The organism is Mesorhizobium sp. CNPSo 4689, from assembly GCF_057784325.1.
In genome coordinates this window covers 76,822-97,955 of record NZ_JBWLUZ010000006.1, presented here as the reverse complement: position 1 = coordinate 97,955, position 21,134 = coordinate 76,822, and the positions used below count along the sequence as shown (strand labels likewise).

At 63.5% G+C, this 21,134-nt stretch carries 25 protein-coding genes and 1 pseudogene; 18 read left to right on the top strand and 8 right to left on the bottom strand.

Annotated features, from left to right (window positions below; all coding sequences use genetic code 11):
* The first annotated feature begins 93 nt into the window (after positions 1-93).
* A complete protein-coding gene (locus AC04SI_RS12310; protein ID WP_404277659.1) occupies positions 94-1,290 on the top strand; it encodes an OpgC family protein in 1,197 nt (398 codons plus the stop codon).
* Positions 1,291-1,305: 15 nt separating this feature from the next.
* Here the strand turns inward: AC04SI_RS12310 and AC04SI_RS12305 are convergent, their stop codons facing one another.
* The gene (locus tag AC04SI_RS12305) at positions 1,306-2,388 is read right to left on the bottom strand and encodes a LacI family DNA-binding transcriptional regulator (protein ID WP_488474267.1); all 1,083 of its coding nucleotides are present in this window, start codon (positions 2,386-2,388) and stop codon (positions 1,306-1,308) included.
* Positions 2,389-2,519: 131 nt separating this feature from the next.
* Between AC04SI_RS12305 and AC04SI_RS12300 the strand changes: the two genes are divergently transcribed.
* Positions 2,520-2,663, top strand: a complete 144-nt coding sequence (locus AC04SI_RS12300; RefSeq protein ID WP_404277662.1) for a hypothetical protein — start codon at positions 2,520-2,522, stop codon at positions 2,661-2,663.
* A 62-nt stretch (positions 2,664-2,725) separates the two neighbouring features.
* Entirely contained in the window at positions 2,726-2,875 is a 150-nt protein-coding gene (locus AC04SI_RS12295) for a hypothetical protein (protein WP_006201930.1), read from the top strand.
* 22 nt (positions 2,876-2,897) lie between these two features.
* On the opposite strand, the gene AC04SI_RS12290 is transcribed toward AC04SI_RS12295, so the two are convergent.
* From AC04SI_RS12290 to AC04SI_RS12280, 3 genes are all read right to left on the bottom strand, one after another.
* Complete coding sequence (locus AC04SI_RS12290; protein ID WP_488474266.1) at positions 2,898-3,269, bottom strand: DUF423 domain-containing protein; 372 nt, start codon at positions 3,267-3,269, stop codon at positions 2,898-2,900.
* A gap of 70 nt (positions 3,270-3,339) precedes the next feature.
* Entirely contained in the window at positions 3,340-3,720 is a 381-nt protein-coding gene (locus tag AC04SI_RS12285) for a YkvA family protein (protein ID WP_404277666.1), read from the bottom strand.
* A 60-nt stretch (positions 3,721-3,780) separates the two neighbouring features.
* On the bottom strand, positions 3,781-5,028 hold the full coding sequence (locus AC04SI_RS12280) for an MFS transporter (RefSeq protein ID WP_404277668.1): 1,248 nt from the start codon (positions 5,026-5,028) through the stop codon (positions 3,781-3,783).
* A 116-nt stretch (positions 5,029-5,144) separates the two neighbouring features.
* On the opposite strand from AC04SI_RS12280, the gene AC04SI_RS12275 reads away from it, so the two are divergent.
* Together AC04SI_RS12275 and AC04SI_RS12270 are read left to right on the top strand one after the other, a co-directional pair.
* Positions 5,145-5,810: a GntR family transcriptional regulator gene (locus tag AC04SI_RS12275; RefSeq protein WP_404277670.1), complete on the top strand. Its 666-nt coding sequence runs from the start codon at positions 5,145-5,147 to the stop codon at positions 5,808-5,810.
* A gap of 70 nt (positions 5,811-5,880) precedes the next feature.
* The gene (locus AC04SI_RS12270) at positions 5,881-6,141 is read left to right on the top strand and encodes a DUF982 domain-containing protein (RefSeq protein ID WP_404277672.1); all 261 of its coding nucleotides are present in this window, start codon (positions 5,881-5,883) and stop codon (positions 6,139-6,141) included.
* Between the two features lie 42 nt (positions 6,142-6,183).
* On the opposite strand, the gene AC04SI_RS12265 is transcribed toward AC04SI_RS12270, so the two are convergent.
* Entirely contained in the window at positions 6,184-6,342 is a 159-nt protein-coding gene (locus tag AC04SI_RS12265) for a hypothetical protein (protein WP_006201924.1), read from the bottom strand.
* Between the two features lie 202 nt (positions 6,343-6,544).
* On the opposite strand from AC04SI_RS12265, the gene AC04SI_RS12260 reads away from it, so the two are divergent.
* Positions 6,545-7,516: a glycosyl transferase family 90 gene (locus AC04SI_RS12260; RefSeq protein ID WP_404277674.1), complete on the top strand. Its 972-nt coding sequence runs from the start codon at positions 6,545-6,547 to the stop codon at positions 7,514-7,516.
* A 78-nt stretch (positions 7,517-7,594) separates the two neighbouring features.
* Positions 7,595-7,957, top strand: a pseudogene (locus tag AC04SI_RS12255) (polyphosphate kinase 2 family protein); the annotation flags it as partial.
* A 213-nt stretch (positions 7,958-8,170) separates the two neighbouring features.
* Here the strand turns inward: AC04SI_RS12255 and AC04SI_RS12250 are convergent.
* The 3 genes from AC04SI_RS12250 to AC04SI_RS12240 form a co-directional block, all read right to left on the bottom strand.
* Complete coding sequence (locus AC04SI_RS12250; protein ID WP_404277680.1) at positions 8,171-8,815, bottom strand: dihydrofolate reductase family protein; 645 nt, start codon at positions 8,813-8,815, stop codon at positions 8,171-8,173.
* Positions 8,816-9,001: 186 nt separating this feature from the next.
* Positions 9,002-10,033 (bottom strand): porphobilinogen synthase, encoded by a 1,032-nt coding sequence (gene hemB / locus AC04SI_RS12245; RefSeq protein ID WP_404277682.1) that lies wholly within the window; start codon positions 10,031-10,033, stop codon positions 9,002-9,004.
* 76 nt (positions 10,034-10,109) lie between these two features.
* Positions 10,110-10,934: a DUF2066 domain-containing protein gene (locus AC04SI_RS12240; RefSeq protein WP_404277684.1), complete on the bottom strand. Its 825-nt coding sequence runs from the start codon at positions 10,932-10,934 to the stop codon at positions 10,110-10,112.
* Positions 10,935-11,118: 184 nt separating this feature from the next.
* Between AC04SI_RS12240 and AC04SI_RS12235 the strand changes: the two genes are divergently transcribed.
* The 11 genes from AC04SI_RS12235 to nrdR all read left to right on the top strand — a co-directional run bounded on the left by AC04SI_RS12235 (position 11,119) and on the right by nrdR (position 21,132).
* Complete coding sequence (locus AC04SI_RS12235; RefSeq protein WP_404277686.1) at positions 11,119-11,676, top strand: methyltransferase family protein; 558 nt, start codon at positions 11,119-11,121, stop codon at positions 11,674-11,676.
* A gap of 131 nt (positions 11,677-11,807) precedes the next feature.
* Positions 11,808-12,851 (top strand): enoyl-CoA hydratase/isomerase family protein, encoded by a 1,044-nt coding sequence (locus AC04SI_RS12230; protein WP_404277687.1) that lies wholly within the window; start codon positions 11,808-11,810, stop codon positions 12,849-12,851.
* Positions 12,848-13,270 carry a DUF6163 family protein gene (locus AC04SI_RS12225; protein ID WP_404277689.1) on the top strand — a complete coding sequence of 141 codons (423 nt, stop codon included), beginning with the start codon at positions 12,848-12,850 and terminating at the stop codon, positions 13,268-13,270. Before AC04SI_RS12230 ends, AC04SI_RS12225 begins: the two co-directional genes overlap by 4 nt.
* Before the next feature lie 237 nt (positions 13,271-13,507).
* Positions 13,508-14,023: a transcriptional regulator LdtR gene (ldtR, locus tag AC04SI_RS12220; RefSeq protein ID WP_006201915.1), complete on the top strand. Its 516-nt coding sequence runs from the start codon at positions 13,508-13,510 to the stop codon at positions 14,021-14,023.
* Between the two features lie 199 nt (positions 14,024-14,222).
* On the top strand, positions 14,223-14,609 hold the full coding sequence (locus AC04SI_RS12215; RefSeq protein WP_404277691.1) for a hypothetical protein: 387 nt from the start codon (positions 14,223-14,225) through the stop codon (positions 14,607-14,609).
* 383 nt (positions 14,610-14,992) lie between these two features.
* The gene (locus AC04SI_RS12210) at positions 14,993-16,246 is read left to right on the top strand and encodes a L,D-transpeptidase family protein (RefSeq protein ID WP_404277693.1); all 1,254 of its coding nucleotides are present in this window, start codon (positions 14,993-14,995) and stop codon (positions 16,244-16,246) included.
* 140 nt (positions 16,247-16,386) lie between these two features.
* On the top strand, positions 16,387-18,027 hold the full coding sequence (locus tag AC04SI_RS12205) for a Na+/H+ antiporter (RefSeq protein WP_404277697.1): 1,641 nt from the start codon (positions 16,387-16,389) through the stop codon (positions 18,025-18,027).
* 175 nt (positions 18,028-18,202) lie between these two features.
* A complete protein-coding gene (glyA, locus tag AC04SI_RS12200) occupies positions 18,203-19,516 on the top strand; it encodes a serine hydroxymethyltransferase (RefSeq protein ID WP_006201910.1) in 1,314 nt (437 codons plus the stop codon).
* An 84-nt stretch (positions 19,517-19,600) separates the two neighbouring features.
* Positions 19,601-20,209, top strand: coding sequence for an invasion associated locus B family protein (locus tag AC04SI_RS12195; RefSeq protein ID WP_488474282.1), 609 nt, complete (start codon positions 19,601-19,603; stop codon positions 20,207-20,209).
* Between the two features lie 27 nt (positions 20,210-20,236).
* Positions 20,237-20,566 carry a GlpM family protein gene (locus AC04SI_RS12190; protein ID WP_404277699.1) on the top strand — a complete coding sequence of 110 codons (330 nt, stop codon included), beginning with the start codon at positions 20,237-20,239 and terminating at the stop codon, positions 20,564-20,566.
* An 86-nt stretch (positions 20,567-20,652) separates the two neighbouring features.
* Positions 20,653-21,132, top strand: coding sequence for a transcriptional regulator NrdR (nrdR, locus tag AC04SI_RS12185; RefSeq protein ID WP_006201907.1), 480 nt, complete (start codon positions 20,653-20,655; stop codon positions 21,130-21,132).
* Positions 21,133-21,134: the final 2 nt, after the last annotated feature.

Sequence of the window (21,134 nt, the reverse complement as noted above, 5' to 3'; positions counted from 1 at the left end):
CTGCGGGAGGAATCGAAGCGATGCGCCGGGCGGTCGCATTGCTGGTGTGAACAACGAGAGCATCCTCTGCTCTCCCTTTGAGGCCTTTTGTCGATGACCACCCAGATTTCGCCGGATCGCAGTGTGCGTATCCCGGAGCGCGACACGCGCATCGATGTGTTTCGCGCTCTCGCGCTGCTCACCATTTTCATCGACCATGTGCCGGGCACCGTCTTTGAAACCCTGACCTACAAGAATCTCGGCTTTTCGGACGCGGCGGAAGCCTTCGTGCTGATTTCCGGCATGTCCGTCGCTCTTGCCTATGGCGGCAAATTCCAGCCGGGAGGCCGGCTGCTCGCGACGCTCAAGATGTGGCGCCGTGCAGGTGTCCTCTATACCGCCCATATCGTTACGACGATGGTGGTGATGGCCATGTTCTGCGCGGCGGCGGTGTTTGCCAAGCGCCCGGATCTGCTGAAGCTGATCAACATCGAGCCGCTGATGAAGAACACGCCGGAAGTGCTGGTCGGCATCGTCACGCTCGGCCATCAGCTCGGCTACAACAACATCCTGCCGGTTTATGCGGTGCTGCTGTTGCTGGCGCCGCTGTTCCTGCTCTTCGTCAGCTACCGGCCGCTGGCGGCGCTCGCCGTGTCCGGAGCGCTGTGGCTGCTTGCAGGCATCTACCAGATCGCCCCGCCCAACTATCCCGAGCCCGGCTTCTGGTTCCTCAATCCGCTGTCCTGGCAGTTCCTGTTCAATATCGGCCTGGCGGTCATGCTGCATGTCAGGCGCGGCGGCACAATTCCGGTCAATCGCTGGCTGGTCGGCGTTGCCGCAACCTATGTCGCCGGGGCGCTCATCTGGGTGCACAGCCCGCTTTGGGGGCACGTGTCGTGGCTGGACCTGCCGGTGGTGCTGAGCGGTTTCGACAAGACGTTCCTGTCGCTGCCGCGGCTGCTGCACATCCTTGCGGTTAGCTACCTGATCGTGGCCATTCCGGCCGTCTCGAATCTGTTCCGCACCGCGCCCGACCATCCGCTGGCCATACTCGGCAAACGGTCGCTGCCGGTCTTTATCGCCGGCACGGTGATCGCCATGGTGGCGCAGGTGATGAAGCTGATCAATCCTGGCGGCCTTGCCTATGACACCCTGCTGATCGCGGCCGGCATAGCCATGCAATTCGCGCTTGCCTTCTATCTCGAATGGCTTTCGGGCATCGGCTCGTCAGGCAAGAAGCCTGTTCGCAGCGAGACAGCACCCGCACGCACCGCCTTCGGCGCCCAGCCGGCAACGGTGGTCAATCGTTGAAAGCAGGGAGCAGGTTCAGCTGCCTGAGGGCGGAGGTCCGGACGACGCCCTGACGACCAGCTCGACATCGAGCGTCTCGCGCCGCACCGCGCCGTCGAAATCGAGGATCATGCGCGCTGCCCGGCGGCCGATCTCGGTGATGGGTTGGGCGATGGTGGTCAGCGGAGGATCGCACAGCGCGCCATCCGGCACGCCGTCGAAGCCGACGATGGAGACATCGCCGGGAACCTTCATGCCGCGCTCGGTCAGCCATTCGATCGCGACCATGGCGATCCGGTCCGACATCGCCAGTATGGCGGTGGGTGGCTCGGCGCCGGCGAAAATCGTTTCGAGGCCAGCCCTGGTGCTGGCTTCTTCGTTTTCGGTCTCGTAGACCGGTACCTTGGCGGTATCGACGCCGAAGCGTGAGAGTTCCTCGAAATAGCCGGTGAGGCGGTCGCGGGTTCCGGTATAGACCGCGGCCTCGACTTGCTCGGCCGAAACAAGACCGGTTCTGTCATCGGCGAACTGCAGCGACAGCACGGCGAAACGGTGGTGGCCAAGCTCGCAGAGATGGCGCGCCGCAAGGCGGGCGCCGGCGACATTGTCGACGCCGATCGCCGAAACCGTGTCGTCCTCGAAGCCGAGCTCGAGCGCGACGAAAGGCAGCTTGCGCTCGCGCGTCAGCTCGACCAGGCGGGTGCCGCCGTCGATGCAAAACAGAACAAAACCGTCGACCAGCGCGCTTTGGATATTCCAGGCAAGCTTCTCCTGGTTGCCTGCCGACACAAGTGCAATTCCAGCACCGGTGGCATCGCAGGCCTCGGAGATGCCGGCCATCATGACGCGCGCGAACGGGTCGTCAAAGAAGTAGGAGAGGGGCTCGGTCGAGGCGACGCCGATCGCATTGACCTTGCCGGCGCGCAGCAACCGGCCCTTGGGATCGGGGCCGGCATAGCCCATCGATTCCGCCACGGCCTTGACCCGCTCGCGCACTTCCTCGCGCACGATCTCGGGACGACTGAAGACATTGGACGCCGTGCCGTGCGATACGCCCGCGGCCTTGGCTATGTCGGCCAGCCGGACCGGTCTTGGGTTGCCTGTGACGAGTGATGCCATTTTTGCTGCCTCCGGACCCCACTTAGCACTTTCGTTGGATCGATTCAAATTTTTGCTTGACATTGGCGTGCCGAGGCCTATTTTTGAATCGATCCAATCGCATTGATTGGGCCAACCGAGAGGAGGGTGCCATGCATCCCGTCAATTACCTGTTCGAAGACATCTACCGCAACGATTGGGGCCTCGCCTTGATCGCCAGGACCGAAAAGCGCCGTGGCACTACCAGCGCCTGGAAGCGCGACCTGCGAATCCTCGTGGAACGCAAGCGCGGCTAAACAGGCTGCCGTTTTCGCGACCGTTGATTGGATCGATTCAAGTCAAGAAAGGAGACCAAGCCATGCACCCGATCAGCCATCTGTTCGAGGACATCTATCGCAATTATTGGGGCATCTCGCCGGCTTCCGACCGGCCTGAGCGGCGGCGACTGACAGGACCGGCCGCGCGTGACCGCGAATTGCTGGCCAGGCGCGAACGCCGGCAGGATTGAGCTTTTCGCGCCCCAGGCAATTTCAGGAGCGAGGGCGCAGCAGCGCCGAGCCGGCGATCGCCAGCCAGCCGGCGATGAGCAAGGTGCCGCCGATCGGCGCCGACATCGGAAACAGCCGCGAACCCATGAAATCGCGGGCGAGAAGATCACCGCAGAAAAGCACCAGCCCGACAAGCAGGATAAGGCTTGCGATCCGCAGCACCCGGCCTGCGCCGACAAGGCCGACGGCGAGAAAGACCGGCGCATGCATCAAAAGGAAGGACGCGGCGGTGCTCACGAAGGCGCCGCCCAAATGCGCGGCAGCGGCTGACAACGCCACCCCCGCCGCGCCGCAAAGGCCACCGGCCAGCACAAGGAGGCGGCTGTAGCCTGCCGGTTGTTCAGGTGTGTCCATGATGCCTCCGTGAATTGTCAAACGACGAATGCGGTGTTGCGAAGCGTGGATGTTGATAGTGTCGCTGAACTCAGTCGGTGAAGTAGCGATAGCCGAGCCACGCTGCCAATGCGGCGAATGCTCCCCAGATGCAGGCAATCACGACGCCGGCGGTTCGATTAACCGGGCGCTGTGCTGCAAGCGCGGCGGCGGCTCGATGTTCTGCCATGACTTCTGGCGGGATCATTTTCAGCACGGCCAGAATGCCGAGCGGCACAATGATCGCGTCATCGAGATATCCCAGCACCGGTATGAAGTCGGGAATCAGGTCTATTGGTGACAACGCATATCCGGCGACACACAGCGCCAGCGCCTTCGCATACCACGGGGTGCGGGGATCGCCGGCTGCGAGGTAGATCGCGTGCACGTCTCGCTTGATCGTGCGTGCCCAGTCTTTCAGCCTTCCGTTCATGGGGCGGGTTTATCCGCAATAGGTGACGGCTGCCAGTCAAACCGGGACACCGAAACAGCGTCAGGATTTGCCGGCTTGCGCCAGCATGTTGCGCGTGCGGCGCGACTGGACAATCCAGTTGTAGGCCGCGCCGCCTGCCATCAGCACCGACGTACCGAGAAACACCGAGCGCATGCCGAAATGGCCGCCGGCGAAGCCGCCGAGCAGCGGTCCGGCGACCTGGCCGACATATTGCGCCGAGATCGACAAACCCAGCACGTTGCCGCCGACGCCATCGGGAACATTGTGGCGGATGACGCTGGTGATGCAGGGCAGCAGGCCGCCCAGCGCCAGCCCCATCAGGAAGCGCAGGCCGATGAGTTGCCAGCCCTCGGTGACGAAGGCCTGCGGAATGAGCAGCAGGGCCGAGACAGAAAGTGCTGCAACGACGACATTCCAATGGCCGATGCGGTCGGCAAGCTTGCCCATCCACGAGGCCGACAGGATGGCGCCGAGTGCTGCTGCAGACATGACGACGCCGGCGACCATCGTCACCCGGCTCTGATCCTCGATCAGCTGCTGCACATAGACGGTGATGATCGGCTCGATCGACATGGTGGCGAAGGCGAGCAGCATGCCGGTCGCCAGCATGGCGACGACGGGACGCTTGTCGGGGATCTGCGACCAGCCGCTCTGCGGTTTCGCTGCCGTCTTGGCGGCCGGCGGGCGAGGGTTCTCCTTGATGAGAAAGGTCGTCGCCAGGAAGGCGAGGAAAATGACGCCGCCCGACAACAGGAAGGTGGCGCGGATGCCGATCAGCGGCGGCAGCGCGCCACCGAGCAGCGGGCCGACCAGGCCGCCTGCGGTGATGCCGGACGACATCACGCCGAGCGCCCAGCCGGAGCGATCCTTCGGCGTCTGCATGGCAACCAGGATGGTCGAGCCCGAGGAATAGCCGCCGGCAAAGCCGATCAGCAGGCGCAGCAGCACCAGTTGCCAGACCGTCTCGACCATGCCGGTCAGCGACATGCAGATGGCCATGCCGAAGCTGGCCCGCACCAGCATCAGTTTGCGGCCGTAGCGGTCGCCGAGCCGTCCCCACAGCGGCGCAACGAGCGCGGCGGCAAGGAAGGTCGCGCCATAGGCGATCCCCGACCATTGCACGATCGCTGCATGGCCTTCGGCGCCCAGCTGCTCGACGTAGAGCGGCAGGAAAGGCAAGAGCAGGGTCATGGCGATGAGCGTGCTGAACGAACCTGCAAAGCAGACGGCGAGATTGCGCCGCCAGTGGACGTTGTAGGTGCTTTGTTCGGTGCCGTCCTGTTCCATGCCCTGCCTACCCATACCGGGGATTGTTGCGGATACCGTTTTGGGATACCAAGCTGGTATTCGTCTTCTACCTCAGCCCTGTCGCTGTCAATGCGGCCGATACGAACGGAACCACCATGTCGCAGATGCAGAGCGTGGAAAAACAGCTTCGCGAGATGATCCTCGGCCTCGAGATCGGTCCCGGCGAGCGCCTGACCGAGCGCTGGATCGAAAGCCGCTTCGGCGCCTCGCGCACGCCGGTCAGGGCGGCATTGCTGCGGCTCGAGACCGAGGGCCTGATCTGCCGTGATGGGCGCGGCTGGACGGTCTCACCGATCAATCTGGCCGAGCTGGAGCAGATCGCGGTCTACCGCGAAGCGGTCGAGGTCGCCGCGGTGCGGCTGACCTGCACGCTAAGCGACAAAAGCGTCATCGACGACATCGAGGCGATGCTGGACTCCTGCGATGCCGGCACCCCGCGCGAGGAATGGCACCGTGTCGGCATGGATTTCCATATCGAGCTCTCGCGCCTGTCGGGCAACGACTTCCTATTCCGGGCGGTACGCGATGCCATGACGCGGCTGTCGCGCGCGCGCTGGCTGGAGGTTCGCGACGAGGCCGCCCTCGGCCGTGCCTGGACGGAGCACCATGTTATCCTGGCGGCGGTGCGCGCCGGCGACGCGGATGAGGCGGCGCGGCTGCTCTCGGCTCACATCATCGGCAGCCGCGACCGGCTGGTGACATCGCTTCACAACGACCGGCGTGGCCTGCGCGCCAGGGGCTTCGCCGTCGTCGCCGCGTGAAAAGCCGGCACCCGACGATCAAACGCACTTTCGGTCTCGCTTCGCCGCCGCCGATGGCGTAAGAGCGGCGATGGAAAACAACCGATTTGAAACACCCGTGACCGTCAAGTCGGCCGCGGCCGGACCCAATCAGCTCTTGCGTTCGGCGCGTGAGGCTTCCGATTATCTGCTCAACAACTGGCCGGGCAAGCGCAGTCCCAAGCATCGCGAAGCGCTGCAGGCCTGTCATGATGCGCTGGCCGGCGACAAGCCGGCCATGAACGCAAGGCGCGCCTTCATTGCCGCTGCGCGCGAAGTGAACGTCTTCGTCAGCGACAAGGCGCCGGCCTGAACACAGCTGAATCTTGAGCGGCATCCCCACTCGGATGCTTTGCTACTCTGCGGTTTCCGCCTCGGCTTCAACGCTGGTCCGGTCCTCAGGCTTATCGCGTTCCTTTGCCGCGACCTTGGCCGCCAGCTTTTCAGCCTTCTTGGCGGCCTTCTGGCGGTCACGCTCCTTGCGTTCCTGTCCGTAATTCGGTGCTCGCGCCATATCGGTTCCCTTTCGTATGCCCGGAGGCTCCTGACCCTGCCTAGGAGCATTGGTCGGCAAACACAACAGCTGAAGCGATGGTGCCGGCAGTTTGCTCCTGCACGGTTCCGGGCTTGCAAGATGCGTGGCACAATGGTGTAGGAGAGAACCGGGGGGCCGAGATTTGTGGGAGCCGCCCTTTTTGTTTTGATCAAAGTGACCGATGGCCACAGCTCTGCGCAACGCGGTAAAGGTGTTCTATTACGCACGCAATGCCGCGCGCGATATCGTGCCGCAGGCACTGTTCCGTCGCAGGCTCACCGGCTGGCTTGACCAGGTCAGGCTCTCGGACGCCACGGTCCGCGAGCGGCTGAAGTACTACAACAGGCTGCAGCACGCCTTCGTGCCGAGCCCGGCTGCGGTGCCTGTCAGCCGACTGCCGTTTTCGCCGAGCATGTACTACTACGACCTGAAGGAGTTTGCGCGCTACTTCGATCCCGGATTGCTCATCGATGTGGAATTCGGCGACGTCATCAACGTGCCCAGGATGCCGGCGGTCGTGAAGGATCGACCGATCAACCACGACAACAGCAATGCCGTCCTGATGAAGCTCGACAAGTTCCGTCACTTCCACATGCCGGCCGACAGGATGCATTTCGCGGACAAGCGTCCGGCCCTGGTCTGGCGCGGCGAGCTCAACAATCCGATACGGACCGTGTTTCTCGAGGCCACGCGCAACCTGTCTTTCTGCGACGTCGGCACACCCAAACGGACAGCGGCGGAACAATATCGCAAGCCCTACCTCACCATCGAGCAGCAGCGGCACTACCGCTACATCGTTTCGCTCGAAGGCAACGACGTGGCGACCAACCTCAAATGGATCATGAGTTCGAACTCGCTGTGCCTGATGCCGCCGCCGACATACGAGACCTGGTTCACTGAAGGGCAGATCGAGGCCAACGTCCACTATGTGCCGCTCGAGTCGGACTTTGCCGACCTTGCCGACAAGGTGCGCCATTTCGAGCGGCACCCGGCCGAGGCCGAGCGCATCATTGGCGCAGCCAACGCGTATTGCCGCAAGTTCTGCAACGAGCGGGACGAGCAGGCGATTTCCCTGCTCGTGCTCTACAAATATTTCGTGCTCAGCGGCCAGGTCGAGCCCGATCCCGACGTTTGGCGTTTTATCTCGAGCTAGACGAGGCTCACCACGTGGCCTTGTCAGAGGCCGCTGCGGTCGAGAACCAGATCGGCCGCGCCGAAGCGCTCCTTGGCCGTGAAATACTGGTTCTCCATCACCGACGAGGAACAGCAGATGCGCTTCCTGATGCGCATCCACGATCCGATGAAGCAGTGGAAGCTGTCGCCCATGGATCTGCAGTCGCGCGTGCGCTGGGAACAGTACACAAAAGCCAAGGAAGAGACCTTTGCCCGCACCAACATCCCGGAAGCGCCCTGGTTCATCGTCGAGGGCAACGACAAGAAGCGGGCGCGGCTGAACTGCATCGACCATCTCTTGCAGCAGGTGCCTTACGAGGAGGTGCCGCACGAGGAGATCACGCTGCCAGAACGCGTCTTCAATCCCGAATATGAGCGCCAGACGCTGCCGCGCGAACTTTACGTGCCGGAGAAGTATTGAGGCGCGCGCTCCCTTCTCCCCTTGTGGGAGAAGGTGGATCGGCGCGCAGCGCCGAGACGGATGAGGGGTGTTGGAAGAAACGCGGCGCTGACAATCCTGTCATTGTGCCTCCCCTCTGGACGATGGGTGATGCCAAGCTGGAGCATCCTCATCCGACCGAGCTTCGCTCGGCCACCTTCTCCCACAGGGGGAGAAGGGGGAGCCTTACAAGACCTAAGCGCGCTTGACGATGACATGTGTGGCAAGCGTCGTCGCCACCTGCTCAGTGCACCCATAGCCCAGCTTGAGCATATCGAGGCCGGCGAAGAGGTTCTCGCCGGAACCGAGCAGCATCGGTGAGACCGCCAGGTGCATCTCGTCGATGAGTTTCTCCTGGAGATATTGCCGGATGGTGGAGACGCCGCCGCCTACCCGCACATCCTTGCCGTCAGCCGCCGCTTTCGCCTGTTCGAGCGCCGCGTGGATGCCGTCAGTGACGAAATAGAACGTCGTGCCACCCTCCATGACGATTGGTTCGCGCCTGTGGTGGGTCAGCACGAAAACCGGCACATGGTAGGGTGGGTTATCGCCCCACCAGCCCTTCCAACTGTCATCCGGCCATTCGCCGCGGATCGGCCCGAACATGTTGCGGCCGAGGATCCAGGCGCCGACATTCTCGAAGCTGCGCACCGTGAAAGCTTCGTCCGTGTCCGTGGTGCCGCCGTCTTTGCCGGTCATCTTGCGGAAGGTTCGGGTGCCGATCATCCATTTGTGCAGGGCCTCCCCGCCGACGCCGAGCGGGTTGGTCAGGTTCTGATCAGGCCCGGCGCCATAGCCGTCGAGCGACAGGGTGAAAGCATTGACACGAAGCTTGGACATGAAAGCCTCCTCCATAACCAGTTGTGATCTGCAAGCAGTTAGTTTCTAATCGCACCGATTGCGAAATGCAAGCGGTTTTTATGGGATGCGATCAGCCGCTGCGGGAAGCGGTCGCTCGTGCAGTGACGATCGGGTCTTGGATCGAGACATCGCGGTCGGCCAGCCGGTTGGCGCGACCGGAAGGGACTACCCCTTCAGCATCGCCGCCACTTGCGGCGCGAAATAGGTGAGGATGCCGTCGCAGCCGGCGCGCTTGAAGGCAAGCAGGCTCTCAAGCATCGCCTTTTCGCCGTCGATCCAGCCATTGGCGGCCGCGGCCTTGATCATCGAATATTCGCCAGACACCTGATAGGCGAAGGTCGGCATCTGAAGCTCGTCCTTCAGCCGGCGGATGATGTCGAGATAGGGCAGGCCGGGCTTGACCATCAGCATGTCGGCGCCTTCGGCGAGGTCCTGTACCGCCTCGCGTACCGCTTCGTCGGAATTGGCATGATCGATATAGTAGGTCTTCTTGTCGCCCTTGAGCAGTCCGGCGGTGCCGACCGCTTCGCGATAGGGGCCGTAGAAGGCGGAGGCGAATTTCGTCGCATAGGACATGATCGCCACGTCCTGGAAACCGTTGGCGTCGAGCGCGTCGCGGATGGCGCCGATGCGGCCGTCCATCATGTCGGAAGGCGCGATGATGTCGGCGCCGGCGGCAGCCTGGATGACGGCTGCGGCGGTGACCTGTTCCACCGTCTCGTCATTGACGATGATGCCGTCGCGCAGGATGCCGTCATGGCCGTGGCTGGTGAACGGGTCGAGCGCGGCGTCGGTGATGAGGCCGATCTCCGGCACCGCATGCTTGATGGCGCGAGTGGCGCGGTTGACGATGTTTTCGGGATCGAGAATGTGCGAGCCGGTCTGGTCGCGCAGGGAAAGTTCGACATTGGGGAAGGTGGCGATCGCCGGAATGCCAAGCTTCGCCGCACGTTCGGCCTCCTTGACCGCATGGTCGAGCGACAGGCGGAACACGCCGGGCATGGCGGCGATCGGCTCGCGCACATTCCTGCCGTCGACGACGAAGATCGGCCAGATCAGATCGTCGACCGAAAGTCGGTTCTCCTGCACCAGCCGGCGCGACCAGTCGGCCTTGCGCATGCGCCGCAAGCGGCGGCTGCCGGTGATCTCGTCGACGCTGCGCGCGCCGGCAGGCTTTGCGGGGGTGAATCTGTTCATCGCCAAAACTCTCGTTTGGCCGGCTTTTTACCACGCACCTCCGCCGCTGACCAATGCGACACGATTGTGCCAGGCTTCAATCGGGCTGCCCGTTCCCCGACAGCACCTGCGCGGCTCCGCGCGTGGCAACGCGGAATGCCTCGTCAAAACTTACGCCGCGCACTTGCCAGGCATAGGTCTTGCCTTCCATGGCCAGCCGCCAATCGGCGATCCAGCCCAGTTCCTTGTCGCTCCACACGATGCTGCCGGCCAACGCCCGGTCGGCTCCGGCCTTTTTTGCGAGTTGGTCGAGCATGGTGATGTCAGCGGCACGCAGCGCCTTTTCGTCTGTGCTGGAAAGCAGCACTGCCGGCGGAAAGACGATGTGCATCAGGAGCGGTCCGGTGGCATTGACGAAGGATTCCCGCATCGCCTGCGCACGCGGATCGTCGGCCGTCAGCACGAAACGCTTGGCACCTTGTTCGGTAGCGAGGAATACGGCGAGCCGCGACCGCTCGCCAAGCCAAGGCTTGCTACCCAGCTGAGTGAGCAGCTTGTCGATCACCTCCGGTTTGTAGAGGCAGGTGAGGTCGTGCGGCCGGTCATGCGTGCCTTGCTCGTCATGCACCGGAATGCCTTCCAGCCGGTCGCGGTAGCGGAAAGAGTCGACGAAATCGCCGGCCTTGTCGCGCAGAGCCAGCATTTCCGGCTTCTGCGGCAGGCGCTGATCGCCGGAAACCCTGACCAGCACCCGGTCCAGGCAGTCCCTGAAGCCGATCTGGCGGTTCACTTCGCCCTGGCCGGTGACGATGGTCTGCGTCTGGTAGAGCTCTGCCGTGCCTGCCGCGTCTGCGGGCCGAACAATCGACAGCGCGGCCGTCAGGCCGATCATCGCAAGCACAAAGCGCGAAAACCCAAGCATGGCTTGCCGTCCGGTTCGAGGCGGCCACTTTTTAGCACCGGGCAAGGCCGGCCGCCAAGACGCCGCGCTTGCGCCGCCGGCATTGACGCGCCCGAGCGCCGCACTCACATCTAGCCCGCTGGGGCTTCGCATCAGCCCCAACTTCCCTGGGGCGTCAAATCGGGGGCGAAGAAGGAGCAACGCCATGAACCCTATGGCCTTCATCTGGCTCGTATACGCCGCCTGGATCCTGCTGATCGTCTATCTGACTGTCTCGGCGTTCGGCGCGAAACGCGATACCGAGCAGCACATGCCGCAGCGCCTGGGCCTGATGGTCGCCATGATTGCTGCTTTCCTGCTGCCGCGTCTGTCGATATTCCGGTTCGTCAACTTCGCCCCTGTAAACGCCGTCTTGAGCAGCATCGGTGTCGTCGTAACGGTTGCCGGGATGGCCTTCCTGGTCTGGGCACGACAAAGCCTTGGCGGCAATTGGAGCCAGATCGTTTCGTCCAAGCAAGGACATGAACTCGTGACCTCGGGCCCGTACCGCTTCGTGCGCCATCCCATGTACACTGGCGGCCTGGTCGCATGCTTTGGTTCGGAGATCGTGGTGGGCGGCGGCTTCGTTTTTCTGCTGGTCCTGCTGGGCGCGATCTTCCTCTGGCGCGTCGGCGCGGAAGACAGGCTTCTGGCAGGGCAGTTTCCCGAAGAATTCCCCGACTATGCGAGACGGACCAAGGCTTTGATCCCGTTCGAGTGGTAGCGCGCTGGTCGCAAACGACACCGCGATTCGGACCATGCGAAGCCAGCTATCGCGGCATCCGACAATTGACGTTCGTCCAGTCGCCGCTTAGCACTTCAGACCCGCACAAGCGGGGGAGGGATTCTCTGGCGATGGATTTTGATGGAGGCGACGAGATTCGCTTCGAACGGTTGGGCAGGGCCGGCGTCGTCACGCTGACGCGGCCGCAGGCGCTCAATGCCGTCACCCATCGCATGGTCAAGGCGCTCGACAAGGCGTTGCGCGCCTGGGAGCGCGATGACGGTGTCGATGTCGTCATCGTCAAGGCCGAGGGCAGGGCGTTCTCCGCCGGCGGCGATATCCTGCACATCTACGAAGCGGGCCGGGCCGGACAGCCCCCGGTCGAGTTTTTCGCCGACGAATACCGGCTGAATGCCCGCATCAACCGGTTCAAAAAGCCCTATGTCGCGCTGATCGACGGCATCGTCATGGGCGGCGGCGTCGGCATCTCGTTCCATGGTTCGCAGCGCGTGATGACCGAGAACGCCCAGTTCGCGATGCCGGAAGTCGGCATCGGCTTTTTCCCCGATGTCGGCGCCAGCCACCTTTTGCCCGACCTCGGCGGCAGCTTCGGCATGTATCTGGCGCTGACCGGAAACCGCATCCGCCATGGCGATGCGCTGTGGTCGGGCCTGGCCACCCACACCATCAAGGCCGAGGACCAGTCGGGTTTTCTCGATCGGCTCTGCGCGACCGGCGATCCGGAAACGGTGCTGCGCGGCTTTTTCGTCCCGGCAAAGCGCGAGACCGACCGGCCGGTGCTGGAGGCGATCTCCCGCCATTTCGCACAGCCGTCTCTGTCGGATATCATCGCCAGCCTGGAGCGGGCGGCGCCTGCCGACGAGTTCGCCGCAAAGACGCTGGCGACGATCAGGACGCGCTCGCCGACCAGCCTGCACGTCGCCTGGCGACAGATCGGCGCCGGGCTGACGCTGTCGATGGACGAGTGCATGAAGATGGAATTCCGCATCCTCAATCGGATGTTGGCGGGCCACGATTTTTACGAGGGCATCCGCGCCGCCATCATCGACAAGGGCTCGAAACCGCAATGGCTCCCGGAAAGCCTCGATGCGGTACGGGCAGCGGACGTCGACGCCTATTTCGTGCGGCTCGGCGACCGGGAGCTCGACCTGTGAGCGAGGTCACCTCCAGGCGCGTCGTGCTGCAGCCCTCGACCACCGAAATCATCTTCGCCTGGTTCCAACGCGTCGTCGCCGGCTACTGCCTGCTGTTCGGCATCCTCTACTGGATCCGGCTGATCGGCTTCTATCCTGGCCCGCTGTGGCGCTTCGACCTGATGCCGGTGCACTGGCAGGTGGCGGCGGTGATGCTCGCCGTCTTCTTTCCCTTCGCCGCCGCCGGCCTCTGGATGCTCGCCTCCTGGGGCCCGGTGATCTGGTTCATCTGCGCGGCGACTGAGGTCGTCATGTATGCCGGCTTTCCCAACCTGTTCGGCCACCGGTTGCTGATCATTGCCTCGCATGCCGCGGTGGCGCTGCTATACATCGTCTTCCGGGTGGTGATCTGGCTGCAGAAGCGCCGGGCCCGTCGGTAGCCGCCGCCAGCAGACCGCCCAATTTTGAACCTGCCAGGATTCGCCCGAAATCATTGGCTAAATCTTTAGGTTAATTATCCTTGCTCGGGTGACCGATCGTTAAGCCTCTTTCGAAACCTCTTACCGGTAAGCTCTTGTTAGCCTTGGCGTTTAAGTCGAATTTTATGAGTATTCGATAGTGTCGCGATCAAGGTGAAAAACAAAAAATCACCGGGCGACAAACGAGAGGCAAAGACAATGATCAATTCGCGTCCGGCGGCGAAGCCCGCCACCGTATCCGACGACCGCCGCGAGGCGATCCGTTCGCTGTACATGGAATCGCTGCAGCTGGTGGAGCGCCTGCACCGCCGCCTGCTTGACGTGATCAAGGACGAGTTCGACCGCAACGGCCGTTCCGACATCAACGCCATCCAGGCGCTGCTGCTGTTCAACATCGGCAATTCCGAGCTGACCGCCGGCGAACTGCGCTCGCGCGGCTATTATCTCGGCTCGAATGTCTCCTACAATCTGAAGAAGCTGGTCGACCTCGGCTTCATCAACCACCAGCGCTCGCGCATCGACCGCCGTTCGGTCCGTGTCTCGCTGACGCCGAAGGGCAACGAGGTGGCTGACGTCGTCGCCGGCCTCTACGAGCGCCATGTCGGCTCCATCGAGCAGGTCGGCGGCATCAACACCGACGAGTTCAAGCAGATGAACCGCGCGCTGCAGCGGCTGGATCGATTCTGGAACGATACGATCGCTTATCGGATGTAAGTCATCCGCATCACAACCGAAGCCGGGCCACAGAAGCGCGGCCGGGGAACAGCAGAGGATCGGTGCCGAAAAGCACCGGTCCTTCCTTTTGTGGTGCGGAAAACCTGTTGCAAAACTCTGACCGCCCCGTCGGCACGATCTTTGCCAGGTTTGCTTTCGCTGCAGCAGTGCCTAATGTCACGGCTTGGTGGGGAAGCGCATGATGCATCTGGGAAGACACTCGAAGATTTGCTCGGTTGCCGTGATGCTTTTGTGGGTCTCGCAAACGGCTTTCGCCGAGGAGTGGTGGAAGGATTCTTTCGCCACGGAAGGCAGCACCCAGTGCGACAACAATGACTCGATCGTGACGTTTACCGACAAGGCAGTGGAGATGTGGGAGGTCCGCTGCACGCTGGACAAGGTTCAGAAGATCAACCGCCTGGATGTCGTCATTCTGGACATGAGATGTACGGACGGCGAGAGCACGGACAAGAGACGGGAGCTGCTGCTCAAACTGGACAACAAAGTCCTGCGCTATCCTCAAAATGAGGTGTTGCAAAGATGCTCGGAATTGAAGGCGCAGCCAAGTCCGGTCCCCAAAGGTTGAAACTTCGCGCTGAGGGGGCATGAGATAGCCTGCAACTACGCGCGGCGATCGTCGGCGCGCGACTGTGGGGGGCAGGTCTAAGACCCGCTTCTGTCACCGGTGCCGAAAAGCACCGGTCCTTTCTTTTCGCGGCGCCGCCCGATGCAAATCGCGGGCCAAGGCCACGTTGCCGCCATAATCCCAGTGGAAGCGAGGATGCGGGTGATGCTGCGGGCCAGCGCTTGCGCTCACTCGATCCGGCATCGCGACAGCGCGTTTCACGCCCAAGTGATGCAGGTCATGGTTGGCTAATTGTTAACATTGCCAGCCCTAGAGTGCGGGCGTAATCGCCCGTTAGAGCGAACTGAGCGAGATCGAACACCGCTAAAATGTCTGGAACGTCCATGAGAACCAGCCGCCGTTTCTTCCTTTCCGGAGCCTCCGCGCTCGCCGCCGCTCTTGTGGCGAACAGCGCCAGCGCTCAGGACGTCATCGGGGATATCCTGAAGTCCTCGGGCCGCGGCAATTGGGACGACCAGTTCGACGCCCGTGCCAGCGAGGGCGGCAAGGTGGCTTCGACGCTGCCGATCTTCAGCCTGCAGACCGTCGCCTTCACCGAGCAGGCGGTGGCGCAATATCAGAACATCGTCGCCCAAGGCGGCTGGGGCGAGGTTCCCGCGACCAAGAAGCTGCAGCTCGGCGTCGACGACCCGGATGTGGTGCCGCTGCGCAAGCGCCTGATGATGTCTGGCGATCTGGCGCAGAGCGCCGGCATCTCGACCGCCTTCGATTCCTATGTCGATGCCGCGGTCAAGCGTTTCCAGGCGCGCCACGGCCTACCCGCCGACGGTGCGATGGGCAAATACACCTATACGGCGATGAACGTCTCGGCACAGATCCGGCTCGGTCAGTTGCAGACCAACCTGCAGCGTCTGCGTGAAAAGGCCGGCACGCTCGGCAACCGTTACGTGCTGGTCGACATCCCGGCTGCCCAGGTCGAGGCGGTCGAGAACGACCGCGTCGTGCTTCGCCACACCGCAGTCGTCGGCAAGATCGATCGCCAGACGCCGATCGTCAATTCCAAGATCAACGAGATCATCGTCAATCCCTACTGGAACGCTCCGGTCTCGATCGTGCGCAAGGACATCATTCCGCTGATGCGCAAGGACCCGAACTATCTCAAGGACAGCCATATTCGCCTGTTCGCGCCGGATGGCAGCGAGGTCGATCCGATGACAGTCGACTGGTCGACCGACGATGCGGAAAAATACCGTTTCCGCCAGGATCCGGGCGCCGGCAATGCCATGGCCTCGGTGAAGATCAATTTCCCGAGCCCGGACGGCGTCTATATGCACGACACGCCGCAGCAGAGCTTGTTCGGCAAGCTGATGCGTTTCGATTCCTCGGGCTGCGTGCGCGTCCAGAACGTGCGCGACCTCGTCACCTGGATCTTGCGCGACACGCCCGGCTGGGACCGCCAGCATTTCGAGGGCACGATCAAGACCGGCGAGAACACCCCGGTTCAGGTCGTCAACCCGGTGCCGGTCCACTTCCTCTATCTGTCGGCCTGGTCGACGGGGCCTGGCGTTGTACAGTTCCGCGACGACATCTATGGCCTCGACGGCAACGACGAGCTGCAGATCACGTCTTCGTTGTAAATAGCTGATATCTTTTTCGAAAAGGCCGCCGACTGGGCGGCCTTTTTGCTTTCCGCCACAGGCTGACGGCCTTCGCCAGAGACCTGGCTGGACGGCGCGGTTTCCATTGCGCATGGTCCGCCAACACTCGGAATCGCACCATGCATGTCGCCATCTTCATCCTGGTCGTGCTCGCCTTCGTCGCGCTTTCCGGCGCGTTGGTGCGGCTGGTGCGGGTGCCGCTGCCCATGCTGCAGATTGCAATCGGTGCCGCGCTTGCCTGGCCGGCGAGCGGCCTGCATGTCGAGATCGACCCCGAACTGTTCCTCCTGGTGTTCATCCCGCCGCTGCTGTTCAGCGACGCCGCCACCGCGCCGAAGCGTGAATTGCTGGCACTGCGCGGCCCGATTCTCGACCTTGCCATCGGTCTCGTCTTCTTCACCATCGTCGGCTTCGGCTACGCCTTGCACTGGTTGGTGCCGAGCATCCCGCTGGTCGTCGCCTTCGCGCTGGCCGCGGTGCTGTCGCCGACCGACGCGGTGGCCGTGTCCTCGATCGTCGACCGCAATGTGGTGCCGGCGCGGCTGATGCATATCCTCGAAGGCGAGTCGCTGCTCAACGACGCATCGGGCCTGGTCATGTTCCGCTTCGCCGTGGCAGCAGCGCTGACCGGCAGCTTTTCCCTGGGCGCCGCGTCGCTCGGCTTCCTCTACGCCGTGGCGGCGGGCATCCTGGCCGGCGTGGTGGCGTTGATCGTCGCCGCAAAGACACTGCAGCTCCTCAACCGCATCGGTGGCGTGCCGGCCGAGGCGCAGGTGCTGGTGATGATCCTGATCCCCTTCATCGCCTATCTCGGCGCCGAACATGCCGGCGCTTCCGGCATCCTGGCGGCGGTCACTGCCGGTGTGCTCACCAGCGGCTCCGGCATATTCCGCCATCTCGGCGTTTCGGCGCGCATGCAGACCATGTCGCTATGGACGACGCTGTCCTTCGTCTTCAACGGCGCGCTGTTCATCCTGCTCGGCCTGCAGCTTCCCGATATCATCCGCAAGGTGCCGCCCGAGCTTTCGAGCCGGCACTGGCTGATCGAGCCGGTCGCCACGGTGCTGATCCTCACCCTGTGCCTGATCGGCTTGCGCTTCCTGTGGATCTGGGTCGGCGACATTGCGCAGCGCCTTGCCGCGCGGTTTGGCAAGCGCAAGGCCGAACCGTTCGGTTTGCGCGTGCGGCTTGCCGGCTCGGTGGCCGGCGTACGCGGCGCGATCACTTTGGCCGGCATCCTGTCGCTGCCTTTGGCCATGCCTGACGGCTCGCCCTTTCCGGCGCGCGACATCGTCATTTTCCTAGCCGCCGGCGTCATCATCTGCTCGCTCTCCATCGCCAGCCTCGCCTTGCCGAAGATCGCGCGCGGGCTGGTCGAGCCGGGCGAGGATCCGGGTGCCGCCGAGGAGCGCCGGGCACGCGTCGGCGCGGCCAATGCGGCCATCGCCCGCATCGAGATTATCGCCAATGACGCAAGCGAAGGGGAGGCGGCCGATGCCCGCTTGGCCGTCGCCGACAGCATCGTCGCCGGCTACCGTCGCCGCATCGCCGCCTCCGACGAGGCCGATGAAGCCCGCGCCGAGGCTCGCGAAGCCGGGCGGCTGGAGTTGGAACTCCGCTTCGCCGCCATCGAGGCCGAGCGCACGGCCGTGCGCGCCATGTTGCGCAGCAGCAAAATCAACGACCATACGGCGCAGGCGCTGTTTGCCGAGATCACGCTGACCGAGGCCCTGCTGAAAGGCCGGCAGGAGCGGAAATAGAGGCCGCGCAGCCTTCCTGGCGCAATTCGGCCAGCAAATTTCGCGCCGCAAACGTGGCGAGGCGAAAACAACTGTGTTAATGGCGCGGCAATGCATGTCGCCCAAAAGTGTGCAGCGGTTTTGGGGCCACGATATGCATAAACAAATTGCCCCCGAACCCCGAGGATTTCAGTCCATGGCTACAGCAGCGGCAGTGTCGAACAAATTCGAATCCTTCTTCGAAACCACGCTGGAAGATGCCGATCCGGAGATTTTCGGCGCCATCCGCAACGAACTCGGCCGCCAGCGCCACGAGATCGAGCTGATCGCGTCGGAAAACATCGTCTCGCGCGCCGTGCTCGAGGCGCAAGGCTCGATCATGACCAACAAATATGCCGAGGGCTACCCGGGCAAGCGCTACTATGGCGGCTGCCAGTTCGTCGACGTGGCCGAGGAATTGGCCATCGAGCGCGCCAAAAAACTGTTCGGCTGCAACTTCGCCAATGTCCAGCCGAACTCCGGCAGCCAGATGAACCAGGCCGTGTTCCTGGCACTGCTGCAGCCCGGCGACACCTTCATGGGCCTCGACCTCAATTCCGGCGGCCATTTGACCCACGGCTCGCCGGTCAACATGAGCGGCAAATGGTTCAAGGTCGTCTCCTACGGTGTGCGCAAGGAAGACCATCTGCTCGACATGGACGCGATCGAGAAGACCGCGCATGAGACCAAGCCGAAGCTGATCCTGGCCGGTGGCACCGCCTATTCGCGCGTCTGGGACTGGAAGCGCTTTCGCGAGATCGCCGATGCGGTCGGCGCCTATCTGATGGTCGACATGGCCCACATCGCCGGCCTCGTTGCCGGCGGCGTCCATCCGTCGCCGCTGCCGCATGCCCATGTCGTCACGACGACGACGCACAAGTCGCTGCGCGGCCCGCGCGGCGGCATGATCCTGTGCAATGACGAGGACATCGCCAAGAAGATGAACTCGGCCGTCTTCCCGGGCCTGCAGGGCGGCCCGCTGATGCATGTCATCGCCGCCAAGGCGGTGGCCTTCGGCGAGGCGCTGAAGCCGAGCTTCAAGGTCTATGCCGAGAGCGTCGCGGCCAATGCCAAGGCGCTGGCTTCCAGCCTCAAGGAAACCGGCCTCGACATCGTCTCCGGCGGCACCGACAACCATCTGATGCTGGTCGATCTGCGCCCAAAGAACGCCACTGGCAAGCGCGCCGAGGCGGCGCTCGGCCGCGCCAACATCACCTGCAACAAGAACGGCATCCCCTTCGATCCGGAAAAGCCCTTCGTCACCTCGGGCGTGCGCCTCGGCACGCCAGCCGGCACCACGCGTGGCTTCGGCCAGGCCGAGTTCCGCGAGATCGGCAAGCTGATCGCCGAGGTGCTGGACGGGCTGAAAGTGGCGAATTCCGACGAAGGCAATGCGGCTGTCGAGGCGGCGGTGAAGGCCAAGGTCGTGGCTTTGACCGATCGCTTCCCGCTCTATCCCTATCTCGGTTGACCTGACGCCCCGCCTCATCCCTTATTGGCGATGACGAGAAGCGCCGCTCCTGCTGGAGCGGCGTTGCGGACAGGAGCCTTGATGATGCGATTTCTTCGACTTGCCGGCCTTGGCGTACTGGCCATGCTGCAATTGGCCGGCGTCGCCTCGGCGCAGACGACCACCCAGCCTGCGCCCCAGGCCACGGCACCCCAGCCCGCGGCACCGGAAGCCACCACACCCAAGACGGAAACCTTCGGCAAATGGTCGACGATCGTCGACGAGGTCAACACCGGCGAGGATGTGCGCAAGACCTGCGCCGCTTCGACCGCCTTCCTTGACGCGAACGGCACCAGCGGCACGCTGACGCTCGCCATCTCCAACGGCGACGTGCTGCCGCCCAACGGTTATCCGAGCCTCATCATTGCCTTGAGGAACAAGGAGTTGCCGACCGGCGAGAACATTCCCGCGGTGTTCGGCGACGACAAGGGCAAGGTCAAGGCGACGGTCAGCGCCGATATTGGCGACCAATGGATGATGAACAACAAGGCCGAGACGACGCTGGCAGTCCTGCGCGCCATGCGCCGCGCCGGCGCGCTCGACGTCGCTTTCGCCAACGCGCCGGTCGCGACCATCTCGATGGACGGCTTCACCAAGGCCTATCGCAGCCTCGGCGCATCCTGCGGCTTCCCGACCACCGACGTCGCGCCCTGACGCGGCGCGCCGGCAAGGAGCCGCGCCATGGACATCCTCTGGAAAGGTGTGGTCGGCGGCCTGGTCACCGCGCTGATTGTCTGGGCCTCGAAGCGCGGCAATGTCTTGCCCGGCATCCTGCCTTTGGCACCGACCTTCGCGGTGATCGCGCTGCTCGCCGTCGGCGCCAAGGGCAACCCGACCGGTTTTCGCGAAGCCTGCCTTGCCGGTTTCAAGACGATCCCTGCCTATCTCGCCTTCCTCGGCGCCTGCTGGCTGTTCATCGACCGCATCGACTACCGGCTCGCCGTTCTCGGCGGCATCGCGGTGTGGCTGGTCGCGGCGCTGGCAATCTTCCTCGCGCCTCGCTATCTCTGAGGCACGGAAGGCCGTCCGTGCTTTGCCATTGCGGCAAAACCCTCTAAGCCTTCCGTCTCACGAGAATCGCGAACCGAAGGCTGTCCATGCGCTGTCCCTACTGCCAGTCCGAAGATACGCAGGTGAAGGATTCGCGCCCCGCCGAGGATGGCGCGGCGATCCGCAGGCGGCGCGTCTGCCCCGATTGCGGCGGTCGTTTCACCACGTTCGAGCGCGTGCAACTGCGTGATCTCGTCGTGGTCAAGAAATCCGGCCGCAAGGTGCCGTTCGACCGCGACAAGCTGCTGCGCTCGGTCGAGATCGCGGTGCGCAAGCGCAATGTCGACCCCGAACGCATCGACCGCGCCGTCACCGGCATCGTGCGCCAGCTCGAAAGTTCGGGCGAGACGGAAGTGGCTTCGGGCGAGGTCGGCCGTCTCGTCATGGAGGCGCTGAAGTCGCTCGACGACGTCGCCTATGTGCGCTTCGCCTCGGTGTACCGCAATTTCCGCGAGGCCAAGGATTTTCATGAGGTGCTGGGCGAGCTCAAGGGCGACGAGCTGAAGAGCGAAGAGGACGCCGGTTGAGC